Genomic DNA, 17145 nt, shown 5'->3' with positions numbered 1-17145 from the left:
TAAAGATCACGGGGACGGTTCTCTGGCCATAGGGTCAGAGGAGTCGTCCCCGTGGCAGTTAGGAGATGAACGGCTATGTTTGAATTGGATGTAAAAGGGAGAAACGTTGTTGTTACAGGCGGAAGCAGTGGTATCGGGTTAGCGATTTGTCGGGCGTTTTTACAAAAAGGAGCGAACGTGAGTAATTGGGATATTCAAAAAACGGATGAAGTAACGCAATTGCTGGCGAAGTATCCTTCTAGTTTTCAGTATCTCGAAGTGAATGTTATTGAAGAAAGTGCAATCTTAAAAGCGGTGGGGGACACGTGGGGAACGGTCGATGTTCTGATCAACAACGCAGGCATTATTAGTAAATCACCACTTGAGAATATTTGTGCGGAAGGTTGGAATCGGATCTATGATATTAATGTCCGGGGGACAATGCTGGTGACAAAAAATCTTTTGAGGAAATTGAAGGTGTCTGGGAGAGGGCGGGTCATTAATCTTTCTTCTATGACTGCAAAAATTGGATTGGAGACTTACAGTCTTTATTCCTCTACGAAGGCAGCTGTTTCAAATTTGACAAAGGTGTGGGCGCTGGAATTGGCCAAGGATGGTATAACCGTAAATGCTCTATGTCCCGGATGGGCTGACACAGCGATGAAGGGGAAGCTTGTTCAAGGGATTGCCGGGATTCATGATATTCCTAATGAAGAGGCGGAGGAGCTTATTTTGGGACATGTTCCGCAAAAAAGGTTTATTCAAACCGAAGAAATAGCCTTCAGCTGTCTCTTTCTAGCTAGTTCACTGGCCCAAGGAATCAGTGGGCAGGAGCTATTTATTGATACAGGATTGACGAATATGTTTAAACCAGGGGTGCATGTAGCAAATAGGTAAGCAGTCATGTCACCACATTTTATTATATAGTGGCCGGTTTCCAAAACCGGTCATTCTCCGTTTTTCTATGTCAAAGGGATTGGCCGAATAGAAGGGCGAAGCAGGTTAAAATGGGAATCGAGAAGTAGTAATGCAGTTAAACCAACTTCAATGTATCTGCAAATATACCAATATGACCATACCTTTCAAATATATTCCAAATTATATTTAAATTAGAAAATTTATCCATTATAATATAGTTATATTTTGGAAGGGAGATTATACATAGTGAAAAAATTAGGATTGATTTTAATGTCACTAATAGTAGTTCTTGGTGTTTATACGCCCAGTTCTAAAGCAGCAGGATATGATTCTAAATTCTGTGAACAATTTAAAGGGGTTACGAAGATTTGGTGGGACGGAATTGAATTAAAGCCTGGTCAAATTGGCAGATTAATTGTTTTAAAGGATACTCCTTTGTTTAAGCTTCAAGGGGAAAAGAAAGTAGTTTCCCGGACGCTGAAAGCTGGTGAATTCTACCGTATTTATGCCTTTAAACCAGGAATGCTGAGTGTAGGCGGAGGATATTTTGTTGACCGTGATTCTAAAGTAAAGTACGAAACGCCAAGTAAGACAAAATTGCAGGCTGTTCAATGTATCCATAACCCATATGGCTCAATTAGTAATCCTACTGCACTTGGAGATGGCTGGGAAGTACAGGTTGAAGATAGATATGAAGGCTTTAGGCATTATGAAATTGGAATGGTGGAAGCTATAACCGATGGCAATATTGCATGGCAGCTGATTAAAGAGAAAAATTATTATAATGATCCCCCTCCCCCAGGAAAGAAATATGTAATGGCTAAATTCTACTTTAAATTAATTAATGCTGACAAAGAACCTTTTAATGTAAATTATTATGATTTTGAAGCGGTTAGTAAAAAGGGCGTTACTTATAGTAATAAGTCTGTTGTTATTCCGGATCCGGAACTATGGGCTGATCTTTATAAAGGTGGATCCTTTGAAGGCTGGACAGTATTTTTAGTTGATCAAAACGATGAACCTAAGATTGTATGGAATCGTAAATCTACAGATGAAATATGGTTTAAAATGAACTAACCAAAAGCCCTTCTCAAAAAGAGAGGGGCTTTAACTATGTTTCTAAGTACGTCTTAGTAATACAGTGGGTATTTTTACAGAAAAACGACTTATTAAAAATAATTCTATCCATTGGAGGAGTTCCTAAAAAAGGACCTCTTTTCTCTATCTGACCAGATATAGAGAATATCTAAATGTCTGGTCCTTTTTATTTATTTTATATTCTATTAATAGATAGGCCCTAACAATGTTTAATATATTATGATACCTTGAATAAGGAATGTAGAAGTAAATATTTGTATAAAATGATGGCCTATATTGTGTAGGTACTACAATCAAGAAAGGAAGTCATGTCAGTGAAAAGATTGTCTGCAGCATTAGCACTTTTTATGTTTTTGGCCGGATGTAATAATGAGAATAGCACAGATAAGTCAGTTTCTGAAAACAATACTGAAACGGGTGACATAACATCAGAAAATAAATCGGAAAGTTCAACAAATAATCAAGAAGGTCAAAATATTGATGAGAATGAAAACAGCAGTACTCCAGAAACGGATAGCCAAGAACAAGAAGATACCCATAATGAGTCAAGTAGTAATACAGAGGATAAAGAAGCAGGTACAGAAACAGATAAGAATATGAAAAAAAAGGATAAATACATAGAAAACCTTAATGAAATTGAAAAAGCAGCAGCTGAAATACGCAATACCGATGATGACTCGACATTAGGGATGACAAAATCAGAAGAAGAAATATTAAAAAAGTGGGATCAAGCTTTAAATGAAATCTATCAAGTACTTGAAAAGCAGCTTTCTAAAAGTGAAATGGAAAAACTAAGAGCAGAACAAAGAAAGTGGATCACATATAGAGATGAAACAGCAAAAGAAGCAGCAAAGAAATATGAAGGAGGAACATTGGAGTCATTGGAATATATAGCCTCCCAAGCAGGAACAACAAAAGATAGATGCTATGAATTAGTTGAAGGTTATATGAATTAAAGTAACATGAAGATACTTCAAGCATCTGGAATTTATGATAAAGCTGGTAATATAAAATAATAGTTAGTTAACAGTGAATACCTATAGAAGAGTATTCAAATCTGCAGAAAAAGGTATTACCAAGAAAAAAAGTTCATGTTCGCAGGAAGATAATTGCAGAAACTAGATATATTCATAACCTCAAGTAATACTCCAAACTAACATTTTTCCTATAGACCAGTCTAACAGCCTCAAATGTAACTGCATAATAAGCTTCCCCGGCCCTTTGGCCGGGCAGCTTTATAGCGAAGCCTTTTGTTGCAAGATCCTCCCACAGATCAGATGGCTCAAAAGCATAATGAAATTTTTTATTGGGCCTTTTATGATTATTGTTTAAACCCAGTGCTTTCCTTATCTCAGAGTATTGGATGGCTGAGATATCTGAAATTTTTAATTCCACTTTGACATCATCCTCACAGTTACATTAATTCCTCAGTTCTTCAACAGATATATCATAAAGTGCAGATAGCTGTTCCATTCTTGCTAAACTAGGAATATACCTGTCATTCTCCCAGGCGGAGATCATATACACACTTACCCCTATTATTTTTGCTGCTTCTTTTTGAGTTAAGTTACGGGCTAATCGTTTCATTCTTAATTTGTGACCGATAGCTGGATACATATGAAAACCTCTAATGATGAATTGTATAGGTCCATTTTACTAATGGTGAACGACGAGTGTAGTTCTATTCTCACTTCATAAGAAGAGTTCTAACACGAATAAATGGTGTATATCAGTTTGTTGCTTTCAGTATTATAACTTTAGGAATATTCAAGAAGGAGGCAAAGAAGTCATAAATGCCTCTGAACCAATTAACTTAATCCTCAAATGACAAACATGAATTTTGGCGAAATATAATGGTTAGCCATCACCCTTACTGGGTGTGAATTCGGTGAATATGCCTTAAATTTTGTGTAATATTCTTCTCTATATTCGTGTATATCATATTGTATTGAAGAAAAAGAGGAGGCAAAGGATGAAAAAGTTTCTGTTTTTATGCACTTTTTTAATGTTATCATTTCTCATCACAAACACTTCACTGAAGGTACATGCAGAAGAAGACATCATTAAAAAGAACCTGATAACCATTACAGATAACGTTGAGGTTAAAAGGGGAGCAACAATGAATTACCCGACTGTTTTTATTTTAAAGAAAGGTACCCGGGTTTATGTAAGAGATACTTTCGCTGGAAGTGACGGGAGAAAGTGGGTCTCGGTTGTTACACATGGTTATAAGTCAGGCTGGGCGCTATTGGAAAAATTTGAAGTACCTTCACCTGAGGCGGGAAGAAAAGCCTTTATTACAGATCAGGTTGATATCAGAAGAGGGGCACACTGGGGTTACGAACCAGTTGCATCTCTGCAAAAAGGTATGGTTGTCACTCAGGCAGATACATTCATGACCTTTTCGGGCCAGCTATGGCATAAAGTAGATACGGGCAGAAAACAAGGCTGGTTAGAAAGCCGATATTTCCAGAATTATGTAGATTATTACGGGAAAGGATCTATTAGTGTAAAAAATGGCGTAATTAGAAAAGGTGCATCAATAGATTATAGTGTCAAAGCTGCATTATCCCAGGGAACAGAAGTAAATACGTTTGCAAAATTCCTCAATAGCCGGGGTGAAATTTGGTATCATGTTAAAACTCCACAAGGGGTATACGGGTGGATTAAATCAAGTGAAATATCGGTTAGACCTTATTAAATGAAATGACTTGTTCAAAAGAACTAACAGATTAATGGAATGAAATTATCTAAAAAGAATTAATGATATCACTAAAAAGATATGCAACCCCCTCAGCTGCCATTCTGGTGGCTTTTTAGTGTATTTAATAATAAAGAATTATTAGTTCTATATTACCATTTTATTGGAAGTGAATATAGATATATACCAATTTTTGTTATACTTAGCATAGTTTTTAATTTGGAAAGGAGAAAGTATCTTGCTTAAAAAAATTCTCTCTATATTTCTAGTATCCCTGTTAGCATTAAGCTCATTCAATGTAGTAAAAAGCGAAGCAGCATCAGCACCTATTGGAGTGAAATGGGGGAATTCCATTCTAATTCCTGGACAGATTGGAAAGGTAACCATTCTCCAGGATACAAACTTATACCAGCTAAATTCTAATGGAGAGCTTACAGTATCCCGTAAGCTATTAAAAGGGAATGAGTACCGGGTATATTCTTATCTCAGTAGTCACGGCGGTCTTTATGGTGTAGGAGGAGGAATGTATGTTAAAAAGTCTCCTGCACAGGTAAAATATGAAACTCCTTCAACCACAAAGAAACGCCAAATTCAAAGAATCCTGTTTTTTGACCAGCAATTATTAACCCTTGCTGAGCAGGGGATACTTAAGGGGCAGCCTATTGCTGCGGACGGAACACAGGATATTAAGGAAGTCTATGAGCATTTTAAGAAGATCGGAAACACAGTCCCTAAGCTGGAGAGCACCCATTCTGGAAGCCTTGCTCATACCTTTAAGATGTATACGTATTATACCTATTACCCTCATGACAATAATGTACAGGTGATCGACTGGAACGACGATAATTTTGTTCCAATTACTCCTTATGTTATTCGAGAACTTCTTGGGAAGCCGGAATCGGAAGGAAAGAGTGAAATAAATGGAAAGTGGATTATGAGATACAAAGCAGGAACTTATAATTTATATGTTGGCTTTAGAGGAGATAATGGTTCACAGCTTGATTACCTTCGATTAAAGAAGTATTAACCCAAATTGAAGGCCATGAGCCAATTAAGTAATGTGTAACATGATTATATTTAATGTTGAAAAGAGAGGTACAACCTTGAAACGTTTGATGATTTTCTTATTCCTGCTTTTAGCACTTTCCGGCTGCACTCAAAAAAGCGAAGAAGGAATTCGAACTGAAATATACACAGCAGGAACAACCTATTTAAAATCCATGCAGAAAAGCGTGGAAGAGCTGGACAAATCTCCATCAAAGGGTGTTGTATCAAATTCAGATCACTTTAAGGAAGTATGTACAAAAAAATTTGATTACAGTAAGCTCTCAAAAAAAGAAACAAAGTTTATTGATAGTATTGGAGATTTAAGAATAGCTTACGAACACGTGGTAGACAGCCGCAATTCTAAATATAAAGACAGTTTCAATGAAGAAGCAGCATTAGGCGAATTTAATAGTTTGTCACAAAAATTTGTAAATAATTATAAAGTAGATAAATAGAGTAATTTTAATGCGTGTTAAAGTAAAGGTCCAGCAGAGCTGCCGCTTTCGGCAGCTTTTTCTTATTTGTAAAATTGTTGTAATAATTTATGAGAGGTTTGAACCCCCTCAATTACTTGGAACGTCTAAAAACTAGAAAGGGGGATACAATTGAACCATCTGCAGGAAATTACAGGGGATCCTGATATAGTAATGACTTATATTATGAAGCAGTATGGCACAGAGCTTTCTGTTTTAGCTTATTCCTATATTAGAGATTTAGAAGCCTCGAAAGACATCGTACAAAACGTATTTATCAAGTGCTATACACATCTGGATACATTTGAAGGGCGCTCATCTATTAAAACCTGGCTTTATAGAATTACCATTAATCAATGTAAGGATTATTTGAGATCTCACTATTTAAAGAGGATATTTTTATTCGGCCAAATAAAAGAAGAGGTAACAAAGCAATCCCCTGAGACTATTACTTTACAGAAGTTAGATGAGGAACAGGTTATTAATCATATGATGACTCTAAGCAAAAAGTATCGGGAGGTTTTGGTCCTCAGGTTCATTCATTCTCTCGAAGTCAGGGAAATAGCAGAAGTATTAAATATACCGGCAGAAACAGTAAAGACCAGGATTCGCAGAGGGAAAAACCTGCTAAAGCCTATATTAAAGGAGGAATTTCTGTATGAATAGAAAAAAATCCTTAAAACAGGCCTTTATTAATAAGTATGGGGAGGACCTGCATTTTTCTGATGAGGATATGCAGCTGGTATTGAACAAAGTTCATAGCAAAAAAGTTGAACAGCCTAAAAGGAAATTTAATATGGGCCCCGTTTTAATGTTGATCCTTACACCATTGATTATGATGATTCTTATATTAAGTTCGGATCACTTGCTGACAGATTCAAAGGATGCTTCAAAGGAACCAGAGCCTGCAGCGGAATCGGATAGGGATTTATTTGGAGATGCAGGGATTCAAACTATCATAAAGAATGACCTTTTTACTGAAATTAATCAAACCGTGGAGAAGAACGGAGTTGCTTTTACCATCCATGAAGTTATGTATGATGGAACCCGTCTGGCCCTTGTATATTCCATGGATAAAGAAGAAAGCAATCAGGAAGGAAGTACACACCCCGAGTTTCCTTTCTTTAAGTTGTCGATAGATGGAAAGCCTTTTATTGATTACTCCGAAAGCACGTCCTATGCTGGTGAAAAAAATAAGTTTCTACAGGAGTTCCACCTATATACAGATATCCCAGATCAGTTTCAATTGAGCATAGATATTTTGCGCCTGGGAGAAATAGAAGGTCCCTGGAGCTTTCAATTTCCTATAGAAAAAATCAAAGAGAAATATCATGCTTCAACAGGTAAATCAACTGCAAATGGTGATACAAGTTTGACTCTTAATGAACTGTCCTTTTCCGCAAGTTCCACAAATTTAAGCATTGATATGAGCGAACCAATTGAAGAGCAAAGAAAAAGAGCAGGCACTTACATTTTTGAAGTCAGGGATAATAAGGGGAATTCAATAGCTCATATGACTTCCGGTGCTACCGGTGGAGGAGACAGAGACGGGAAATTTGTTGAGAATTTCAATGAGTATTTTGAACCCGTTGATAAGCTGCCAAAATCCATTACGATTACTCCATACCTGGAAAAACGGGGAGAAATGAATTATGTTACAATGCCCCTTAATCAGGAATTGCCTATTTATCTGGAACAAGATCAGTTTGGCGGAATTATGATTAAGGAAGTGGAGCAAAAGCAGGACGAAGTATGGATTTATTATGAAGGCGAGGGCGTGTCAGAGAGCTTCCGAAGTTGGGTGGTTCTAGAGGAGAAAGGATCAAATGCTCCAATAGAACGTATTAATACCTACGAAAAGACCGCAGAAGGGTATATTGCCAAGTTTAAAACCTCACTTCCTTTAGAAAGTTTAATAGTCAGTACAGCAAAGAGGAATATCACAAAGCTGGAGGGATTGGAGTTAGAAGTGGAGATTGATAATTAGTAAGGATGTCCTGGGGTGTGGACACCCCTGGTATATAAAATAGAGCTGGGATAAAATCAGTTAGCTTTTTCATCTCTATTTAAATGAAAGAAGGCGAATCACATAGAAGTTCAGCAGAAAATAGAAAAATTTAATAAGCTATTAGAAGATATAAAGCAATTTATCCAGCCTAAAAGGGAAAAAACAGTATTTTCCATAGGGGGAAGGGGACATTATGAAAATCCAATCAGTGATGTCATGGCTTTTTTCCTGGATCCAAATGAAGAGCACAGCTTTGGTACTCTATTTTTAACCAGCTTCTTAAACGTGCTAGGGAAGGACTTAGAAAACATAGAAGAAAGCCCAATTGAAGAGATAGAGCGTGAAGCGATTACACTTGCCGGGAGCCGTATCGATCTTGTTGTGGTCAGCGAGAAATGGGTGCTAATCATCGAAAACAAAATATATCATGCTTTGCATAATCCATTAGATGATTATGAATTATATGCAAAGGACAAATACCCTAATAAAGAACATATACTTGTCGTATTATCCATAAATGGTTTTCCCGGAATCCCTGGAAATTGGCACAATATCTTATACCATGAACTAATATCGGAAATAAAGAAGCAGGCCGGGTCCCACCTGTTTACCCCCAGCAATACCAAATGGTCCTTTTTCTTAAAGGATTACATATTAAATTTAGAAGAATTAATAGGAGAGCAAAAAGTGGACAAGCAATTAATAGATTTTGCGCAAAATAATTATAGTAAAATGCTGGAGCTTATTGAGATTAAGGAACAATATATTGATTCCCTTAGAAAAATGTTTTCATCTTTTCTATCAGAAATAACAGCCAATAGTGTGTTGGACAAGGTTCATAATTGGTCTAAAAGAGTTGCTATACGTTTCTATTGTCTTAATAAATGGGGAGAAAAAACGAATCTGGTTTTGGTGGTGCTGCCTCAAGGTGATTTTAAGATTTATTATTATGTTTACGGAATTGAAGAATCGCAGCAAGAGATTGAAAATAAAAGATTGATAATGAGCGATTTTAAGCATTGGAAGGAAAACAAGGGAACCATATTATGCTATAAGTCAGAAAAAAGGTTTGATTTGGAGGGAGCAAGGGCGGCCTTTGCATTGACGGCACAGCATCTGAACCAATACTTTTCCGCTTAGGAAATATTTAATTTTATTATCCAAATTTAGAACTTTAGGAGGAGATTCAAGAATGAAAATTAAAATCTATTTGGCAGCGCTACTGTCAGTTATTACTCTTGCATTTTCCACAGTACATGCCGAAGCTGCTTCCACAAAGGTCTGGTGGGATGGAACAGAATTGAAAAAGGGCCAAATAGGCCGAGTGACGATGCAAAAAACCGGGTTCTCTATCTTTAAATTAGAAGATGGAAAAATGGTTCCAGCCCGTTATGTAAAAAAGGGTGAAGTATTCCGCGTGTATAGCATCTACCGTGATGACTACACAACGAATTATGCTTTGGGAGCCAACCTGTTTGCCTATAGAAGCAGCCACCGATTGGATGGAAGCAACGAATATTTTCAAAAGAATTTATTCTATGAGACACCTTCTAAAGCTAAACTGGAGTTAGTGAAGCAATTAAATAACTAGTTTAGTAGCCAGCAATTTTGCTGGCTATATTAATGCAATTACAATATTGACATGCTTATAGGCGCAATAAATAATGTATATCCATAAGAGTTAATTTAATCTATCTCTCAAAACCGGAGATCTAAGCTGGAGGAATTGAAATTTGGATATACAGCTGATTGGACTTATCATTCTTACATTGATCATTCACTTAATTGATACGCTGGCATATTCCGTTCGCCTTAATTCTGTTAAGAGCGGAAAATTTGCCCTCTCCATTTCATTGTTTAATATCTTTGTGCTGCTATCAAGAACGGCAAACATGTTTCAGGCACCTTTAATCGGCGGTTTAATAGGCGCCAGTATTGCTGCTGGACAGGATTCGCTTTCTGATATTCGCCTGGTCATTTTTTCTTCAACAGCCGGTACACTGCTAGGTATACTATGTATTCCCACTTTTCTCAAGATTTTTTCTAAAGCTGTTGATAAGCTTGAGTTTACTGGTTCTGTTCCGTCTATAGTAGCAGAGTCTCTGAAGATAAATACGATAAAGCGAATAGTCAAGAGCACAACAAGCCCTAGAAGAAGGATGCTTTTTAGCATTAGATATAAGCAGATCCCCAAGCGTTTTCTGCTTCTAAATACAATAATAACGGCTATCTATACGATTGGTGTTTTATCTGCTTATTATGCAGCCTCTTTTGTGCCTGAAGAACACCGGCTGGCTGCATCTGCCTCTTCCGGCATGATTAATGGGATTGCAACAATCCTATTAACATTATTGGTTGATCCGCAATCAGCTATTATTACAGATCAAGCACTTAGACAAAAGCGGCCTTATGGAGATGTGAAAGCTCTTGTTATTTTGCTTATCGGCACAAAATTGCTTGGAACCTTAATTGCACAGATATTTGTATTGCCAGCAGCAAAAATTATTGCGGGCTTCTATGGTTAGGGATTTGCCAGCGCATTGAATGACGATGGTCCACAGACATCTAAATATATAATCTAACTAGATTTGCAGCCAGCTATTTAGCTGGCTTTTTTAATGAGAAAAGCATTATTTTTCAAAGTGAAATAACCTTCTCCTTCGAACCCTGGTACGCCAAAATTTACAAATAAACATGTCTATTTACCTACATAAAATTACCTAAATTATGTATAATAATGTTAAAATAACTTAGTTTTCTATGAATAAAAGACTATTTTGGTGTGCTTTTGTTTATCGGGAGAAGGAGAAGGAAATGAAGTATCTGAGAATAAATTTTATAAGCTTGATCACTGTATTCATTCTGTCCTTGCTTTGGCTGCCCAATACATCCGCAGCTGATCAAGGTATAAAAGACAATAACAACAATGGTATAGATGACAACTGGGAAAGGAGATATAACCTGAAGCCAGGCACAGGAACTGCAGCAGAAGATCCGGATAAAGATGGCTTGAGTAATTTTTTTGAATACCAGCTTAATCTGAGTCCCATATCAAATGATACAAATAAAAATAAGGTCCCGGATGGATTAGAGAATTTTGATAATGATGGACTTTATAATCTTGCAGAAGTAAAAATGGGGATTAATCCGAAAGTGCCGGATAATGATAATAATAAAGTTATACATGTATCGGATTTGATTAATCAAACCCTTGCGAAGAATGATCGAGATATGACTGAGCTATTACATAAAGCACTAAAGCTTGGAGCCGGCAAAATGGTTGTTCTGCCATATGGAAGCTCATTTAAAGTCAGTGGTCTAAGTATTCCAGACAATACTGCAGTTGTCGGTTACGGGTCTAAGATATACAACGATAATAAACATCAAACCCTGTTGACGATTGGAAGCGGAGTAAAGCTATATGGAATTGAGCTGCAGGGTGCAGGCAATAAGAAAGCAGACAGTAAAGGAATCGGGATAAAGATTCGGGATGCCAAAAATATTATCATCGAGGATGTACATATTCATAATATGGGCTTTTATGGTATACTTGCAGAATTTGCTGATAATGTAAAGATATCAAATGCTCTTGTTCATGACATTGGTTTTACTGGTGTTGGGGGACTTTCTGTAAAAAATATGCATATTGATAGCAGTCACATAAAGGGGATTTCACCGGGAAGCAAAGGGAATGCCTATGGTGTTTTTTATTCACGAAAGGGTGCTGAAAGCAGCTTGAAAGCACATCCGAGGAGTTCTGATAGTTCAGTTGCTAACAGTATTATAGAAGACATTCCGTTATGGGAAGCTCTGGATACTCATGGCGGGGAGAATATTGTATTTAACAATAACACGATACGCAATGCCAAGGTCGGCATCGCATTTGTTAATGCAACCGGGAAAGGCGGAAAAGAATTATTTGGTTCTCAAAAATGTACAGCAAAAAGCAACCGAATAGAAGGAATCGGTAAGGGATATGGTATTGTGGTGGCAGGATCTTCATCTGATAACAGCAGAGGCTGTACAATTGAAGGTAACCAATTAACTAAGGCCGGACAGCAGGGAAATAGCATTTCGGGTGCTATCCAGGCGTCTTATACCAGCGACTTAGTTATAAAAGATAATACTTTGGTCCATTCCTATGCAAATGGCATCCACTTATATACTCACAACCAGAAGTTTTCAGTTACGGGGAACAAAGTAGAAGATGTACAGGATAATGTGTATAAGGTGCCATCTGCCATCGCCTTTCGATCTGGCAATAATTCAGGTACTATATCAGGAAATACCCTCTTAAGAAAAAATGAAAAATTAAATGATTATGTCTCATTGAGGGGGATCAACATTTCCTCACAGGAAAGAATGGAATTGGTGATTGGCAAAAACAGCAACAACTTCGTTCTTCCTGTAGCAGGAGGAGCAGGGAAACATGTAAAGTATATATTAAAGTAAAAATTGCCGTATGGACTAATTTTGTCAATGCTGAGATTATTATTTTCTCTTAAATAATTGTTACAAATGTTAAAGAGCTGCCGTGAACCGGAGGCTCTTTTTTGTTTTTTCTATAATCACTTTTAAATTTTGGCTCCATACAATGGCCCATCTCTTTCTGCCTCTTTTCCCTGATTTTTCTAAAAGATAATTGTGATAAAGGAATTGATTGAATAGTAGAATTGTTACAATTTTCAATAATTAAGTTTGTTTAAAAGAACCTGTGGTATAAACGACTGTGAAATAAATTCCAATATTGGGTAAAAAACTTATTTATGTAAGAAGGAGTGAAAGCAGGCAATAAAATCATTGTTTTACAAAAGAAGTGATAAGTTTCTGTGAATATTCAGCGCAGGTTAGTGATTGCAGTCTATGAGCCAGGAATACATAAAAACGAGTTGAAATGTAAACCCCTTCCGCTGCTGATCCAAAAACAGTCTCTTGCATCTGTTCTGCTTAATCAATCCATGAATGGATTGGCCATTCTTAAAGGGGGTGGTTATTTGCAATCTAAAGATACTTAACTAGCTCTGGACAAAGGAATGGATGTTATTTCAAGTAAAAAAGAATTGGAAGGTGACAAGGTGATATTAAAAAACAAGCTTAAAAGAGGATTGAAAATCACAGCACTGAGTCTTGGAATTACCTTCATATCTGCGGGGCTTATGACAACTGCGCTGGCAGACACGCACACAGAAACTTCAGCGCAGCAATTGGTGGATGCTTTGAATGTAATGAAGCTTGATCATGTTGATTATTTGTATGCCTATCTGCAATCGATTGAGCTGTCGGAAAATGAATATGGCCAAATTAAAGACAATACCGGCCGGGCAAATCAAATTATTCGGAACACCAGCAGTATAGACAGCCTGCCGAATTCAGCAAAACTGGAGCTTCTACGTATCTTTATGGACAATATTAAACTTCTTCAGCTTGATGCCAAGATGGTTGATGATTTCGGCAATGAAATTAATGTATTGAACTATGAGCCTGGAACTACTGGTGTAAAGATTCAGCTTCTTGACAGAGACGGAAATTTGCTGGCCATTATGGATCCAACAAGAGAAGATTTGTCCCCTGAAGTCCTGCTGGGCAAAATCAATGCATTGCTTGAAGCGGTTGAAGCCTTGAGAGAAATGAGTGAGACTGGAGTCTTTGTTCCAATGCCGGCGGCTGAATTGCCAAATACGGCAACGGGCCTGCCAAATATGATCATGCTTGGAGGTTTGCTCATTGCCATTGGCGGGACAGCCCTTATTCCTGCAGTCGCAGTTTCAAGAAAATCGAAGAAACCGGCAGAGGCATAAATTGAATGAAAAAGAAAAGAAAAAGGCGGAAGGTCTGGAAGTGGATTCTGTTTGGTATTCCAATCTCTATCATCCTTTTAGGAGTTGGGATTGTCGGTTTTTTTGGAATGGATTTGACCAAGCAGTCTGTCATGCTGGCCCGATCAGCAACAGCCGAATATGAACCTGAAATGCCGCCCAAAAAGTTCAAGCAGGCTTGGCCGGAGCTTCCTGCACCGGGTGAAGGCCTTGGGGAGCTTAATTTTCCATCCCTTGATTTAGCTGTGCCTGTGGTGCAGGGAACACATGATGAGGAGTTGAAAAAGGGAGCCGGGCATTTTGCTGGCAGTGCTCTCCCCGGGCAAGGAGGCCATGTACTATTAAGCGGCCACCGCGACACGGTATTCACTAAGCTGCAGTACTTAAAAGAGGGTGATCAGGTGACCTTTAATACTGAGTACGGAGATTTTGTATATGAGGCAGTCAAGTTTGAAATTGTTCCTGCCGATGACCTGACTGTTAATGTTGCTAAAGACTATGAGACTCTGACTCTTACAACCTGTTATCCTTTTGATTTTATTGGGGATGCGCCTGATCGCTACATCGTGTATACCAAATTGATCTCTATGCCAGAAATAGATTCATGACTGCAGTTATGGAGAAAGGAGAATAGGGCAAAGCACTTGGCCTTATTCCCTTTTTCTTTCCATTCGTTACCTTGATAATCTTTATTTTGTTTATAACTCATTAGCTGGATTTTAAACTTTGTAATCGTTTTTTTACATATACAAAAATACTCTGTGCTTTATTTCGTTAGGAGGAACCTATGGAAGAAACCATTAGTTTAAAAGAATTACTGCACACACTGAAGAAAAGGGTGCTTTTAATTCTTTCCATTACTTTTACTGCAGTTCTCCTGAGCACTGTGTTCAGTTTGTTTTTCCTAACGCCAATCTACCAGTCATCCACACAGCTACTGGTCAATCAGGCCAAAAGTGATCAGCCGGTCTTTAATCCAAGTGAAATTCAAACCAATCTGCAGCTGATTAACACGTATAACGTCATTATAAAAAGTCCGGCCATTTTGGATTTGGTTCGCCAGGAGCTGGATCTTGATTTAACAGCCGATCAGCTTGATTCAAAAATAACAGTGGCCAGTGAAAAAGAATCGCAGGTTATTGGCATTACTGTTCAGGATCCTGATCCCTATACCGCCGCCGACATTGCCAATACCACTGCAAAGGTTTTCCAGAATGAAATCGTCAATATAATGAATGTCGACAATGTCAGTGTGCTGGCAAAGGCATCGGTAAAGGAGAATGTTGCCCCTGTGAAGCCAAACACTCTTTTAAACGGTGTAATTGCTCTTATTATCGGGCTTACGCTAAGTATTGGACTGGCATTTTTACTTGAATATCTTGATAACACAATTAAAAACGAGCAGGATGTGGAACAAAGCCTGGAAGCTCCTCTCCTGGGTGTTATTTCTGTAATTGAGGATTCCGGCAGGGAGAGAAGAGTGGAAAGGGCGGAGGGCATAAAAAAAACAGGCGGTGAGAGTGTTGTTTAAATGGAAAGCCAAAAAAAAGACAGGGGAAAATAGCCGGAAATTAGTCACCATGATAAACCCCAAATCCCCGATTTCTGAACAGTACAGAACCATTCGGACCAATATACAATTTTCGTCAGTGGATAAGGAGATCAAGTCCATAATGGTGACTTCTGCGGGTCCTGGTGAAGGAAAATCCACCACTGTTTCAAATTTAGCTGTCGTTTTTGCAAATCAGGAAAAAAAGGTGCTCCTGGTGGATGCCGATTTACGAAAGCCCACGGTGCACTATACATTCAACTGCAGCAATATAACTGGATTAACAAATGTACTAACAAAGAAAACGTCAATGAATAGTGCGATTGAAGGAACAAATGAACCCAATTTGTCCGTGCTGACGAGCGGGCCTATTCCTCCCAATCCGGCTGAGCTGCTTGGCTCCTTCGCCATGCGGGAATTTCTTAAAGAGGCCTTTAGGGAATTTGACATTGTTCTATTTGATACACCGCCTGTATTGGCAGTTGCAGATGCACAAATACTTGCCAACCTTTGTGACGGAAGCATCCTGGTGGCACGCAGTGGCGAGACAGAGATTGATAAGGCAAAGAAGGCAAATGACTTAATAAGGTCGGCTAAAGGAAAGGTTCTGGGAGTTGTATTGAATCATAAAAAATTGAAGGATTCCACTTATTACTATTACGGAGAGACAGATAAATAGAGCTGTTTTCCAATTTATCAGCTTCCAGGTAAGGAGGAAATACCATGGTTGATATGCACTGCCATATCCTTCCCGGTTTGGATGATGGTGCAGGGGATATGGATGAATCAATTCAGATGGCTAATAATGCAGTCACAGAAGGAATCAGTACAATCATTGCGACACCCCACAATAAAAATGGCCGATATGAAAATAGCAAAAAGGATGTTGTTGGGAATGTCAAGGTGCTTAATGAAGTGTTAATAGCCAAAGGGATCCCTTTGGAGGTTTTGCCTGGACAGGAGTGCCGCATCTTCGGCGAATTTCTTGAGGAATATGAATCCGGAAACATCATGTCGCTTGCCTGTTCCCATTTTGTCTTAATTGAGCTTCCTTCAGGCCATGTGCCGCGTTACACCGAACGCCTGCTTTATGATATACAAATGAAGGGTTTGACGCCAGTCATCGCCCATCCGGAACGAAACTCAGAGCTTACGAAGCGGCCGGAATTATTATATAGCTTAGTGAAAAATGGCGCTTTGTCCCAGATTACTGCTGCCAGCGTTTGCGGCTATTTTGGAAAAAGCATCAAGAAATTCTCACAGCGCTTAATTGAAGCAAATTTAGCGCATTTTATAGCATCAGATGCTCATAATACGGCCAGCCGGTCTTTTTGCATGGAAGAGGCATTTCAATTAATTAATGCTAAGTATGGCATTGAAATGGTTTGCCTGTTAAAAGAAAATGCAGAGCTGCTCATTAGGGGACAAACTGTAATAAAAGAAATTCCGGAAAGAATTCAAAAGAAAAAATTTCTTGGATTGTTTTAATAAGTCATAGAGAATCAGGTTTCTGTTAAATAATGATTCCCTGAAAATGCTCCAGAAAGGCATTGATG

The 17145-nt window shown here is 38.1% G+C and carries 19 protein-coding genes; 17 read left to right on the top strand and 2 right to left on the bottom strand.

The features are described from left to right. Window positions 1-75: 75 nt before the first annotated feature. The 3 genes from ACXAD1_RS22480 to ACXAD1_RS22470 all read left to right on the top strand — a co-directional run bounded on the left by ACXAD1_RS22480 (window position 76) and on the right by ACXAD1_RS22470 (window position 2951). The gene (locus ACXAD1_RS22480) at window positions 76-876 is read left to right on the top strand and encodes an SDR family NAD(P)-dependent oxidoreductase (protein ID WP_474911066.1); all 801 of its coding nucleotides are present in this window, start codon (window positions 76-78) and stop codon (window positions 874-876) included. Between the two features lie 267 nt (window positions 877-1143). Next, entirely contained in the window at window positions 1144-1974 is an 831-nt protein-coding gene (locus ACXAD1_RS22475; protein ID WP_474911065.1) for a DUF4352 domain-containing protein, read from the top strand. A gap of 335 nt (window positions 1975-2309) precedes the next feature. Further along, window positions 2310-2951 (top strand): lysozyme inhibitor LprI family protein, encoded by a 642-nt coding sequence (locus ACXAD1_RS22470; RefSeq protein ID WP_474911064.1) that lies wholly within the window; start codon window positions 2310-2312, stop codon window positions 2949-2951. A gap of 172 nt (window positions 2952-3123) precedes the next feature. Here ACXAD1_RS22470 and ACXAD1_RS22465 read toward each other — a convergent pair whose 3' ends face one another. After that, complete coding sequence (locus tag ACXAD1_RS22465) at window positions 3124-3390, bottom strand: hypothetical protein (RefSeq protein WP_474911063.1); 267 nt, start codon at window positions 3388-3390, stop codon at window positions 3124-3126. Window positions 3391-3414: 24 nt separating this feature from the next. Continuing rightward, entirely contained in the window at window positions 3415-3612 is a 198-nt protein-coding gene (locus ACXAD1_RS22460) for a helix-turn-helix transcriptional regulator (RefSeq protein ID WP_474911062.1), read from the bottom strand. Between the two features lie 355 nt (window positions 3613-3967). On the opposite strand from ACXAD1_RS22460, the gene ACXAD1_RS22455 reads away from it, so the two are divergent. The 14 genes from ACXAD1_RS22455 to ACXAD1_RS22390 all read left to right on the top strand — a co-directional run bounded on the left by ACXAD1_RS22455 (window position 3968) and on the right by ACXAD1_RS22390 (window position 17077). Further along, the gene (locus tag ACXAD1_RS22455; protein ID WP_474911061.1) at window positions 3968-4696 is read left to right on the top strand and encodes an SH3 domain-containing protein; all 729 of its coding nucleotides are present in this window, start codon (window positions 3968-3970) and stop codon (window positions 4694-4696) included. Window positions 4697-4934: 238 nt separating this feature from the next. After that, the gene (locus ACXAD1_RS22450; RefSeq protein ID WP_474911060.1) at window positions 4935-5723 is read left to right on the top strand and encodes a hypothetical protein; all 789 of its coding nucleotides are present in this window, start codon (window positions 4935-4937) and stop codon (window positions 5721-5723) included. A 76-nt stretch (window positions 5724-5799) separates the two neighbouring features. Further along, complete coding sequence (locus ACXAD1_RS22445; protein ID WP_206839955.1) at window positions 5800-6198, top strand: membrane lipoprotein lipid attachment site-containing protein; 399 nt, start codon at window positions 5800-5802, stop codon at window positions 6196-6198. Between the two features lie 150 nt (window positions 6199-6348). Then, window positions 6349-6882, top strand: coding sequence for a sigma-70 family RNA polymerase sigma factor (locus ACXAD1_RS22440; protein ID WP_206839956.1), 534 nt, complete (start codon window positions 6349-6351; stop codon window positions 6880-6882). Next, window positions 6875-8203 (top strand): DUF4179 domain-containing protein, encoded by a 1329-nt coding sequence (locus ACXAD1_RS22435; RefSeq protein ID WP_474911059.1) that lies wholly within the window; start codon window positions 6875-6877, stop codon window positions 8201-8203. Before ACXAD1_RS22440 ends, ACXAD1_RS22435 begins: the two co-directional genes overlap by 8 nt. A 102-nt stretch (window positions 8204-8305) precedes the next feature. Continuing rightward, entirely contained in the window at window positions 8306-9364 is a 1059-nt protein-coding gene (locus ACXAD1_RS22430) for a PDDEXK-like family protein (protein WP_474911343.1), read from the top strand. Window positions 9365-9416: 52 nt separating this feature from the next. After that, window positions 9417-9815, top strand: coding sequence for a hypothetical protein (locus ACXAD1_RS22425; RefSeq protein ID WP_474911058.1), 399 nt, complete (start codon window positions 9417-9419; stop codon window positions 9813-9815). Window positions 9816-9957: 142 nt separating this feature from the next. Continuing rightward, window positions 9958-10749, top strand: coding sequence for a lipid II flippase Amj family protein (locus ACXAD1_RS22420; RefSeq protein WP_474911057.1), 792 nt, complete (start codon window positions 9958-9960; stop codon window positions 10747-10749). Window positions 10750-11038: 289 nt separating this feature from the next. Continuing rightward, the gene (locus ACXAD1_RS22415; protein ID WP_474911056.1) at window positions 11039-12676 is read left to right on the top strand and encodes a right-handed parallel beta-helix repeat-containing protein; all 1638 of its coding nucleotides are present in this window, start codon (window positions 11039-11041) and stop codon (window positions 12674-12676) included. A gap of 581 nt (window positions 12677-13257) precedes the next feature. Next, window positions 13258-14022, top strand: coding sequence for a cell wall anchor protein (locus tag ACXAD1_RS22410; RefSeq protein ID WP_474911055.1), 765 nt, complete (start codon window positions 13258-13260; stop codon window positions 14020-14022). Between the two features lie 5 nt (window positions 14023-14027). Then, on the top strand, window positions 14028-14648 hold the full coding sequence (locus tag ACXAD1_RS22405) for a class D sortase (RefSeq protein ID WP_474911054.1): 621 nt from the start codon (window positions 14028-14030) through the stop codon (window positions 14646-14648). 179 nt (window positions 14649-14827) lie between these two features. After that, entirely contained in the window at window positions 14828-15571 is a 744-nt protein-coding gene (locus ACXAD1_RS22400; protein WP_474911053.1) for a YveK family protein, read from the top strand. Continuing rightward, window positions 15561-16268 carry a CpsD/CapB family tyrosine-protein kinase gene (locus ACXAD1_RS22395; protein WP_474911052.1) on the top strand — a complete coding sequence of 236 codons (708 nt, stop codon included), beginning with the start codon at window positions 15561-15563 and terminating at the stop codon, window positions 16266-16268. Before ACXAD1_RS22400 ends, ACXAD1_RS22395 begins: the two co-directional genes overlap by 11 nt. Before the next feature lie 44 nt (window positions 16269-16312). Beyond that, window positions 16313-17077: a tyrosine-protein phosphatase gene (locus tag ACXAD1_RS22390; RefSeq protein WP_474911051.1), complete on the top strand. Its 765-nt coding sequence runs from the start codon at window positions 16313-16315 to the stop codon at window positions 17075-17077. The last annotated feature ends 68 nt before the right edge of the window (window positions 17078-17145 follow it).

This window comes from Cytobacillus sp. ABV4_503 (genome assembly GCF_056158445.1).
This window is presented reverse-complemented; position numbering and strand designations above follow the sequence as displayed.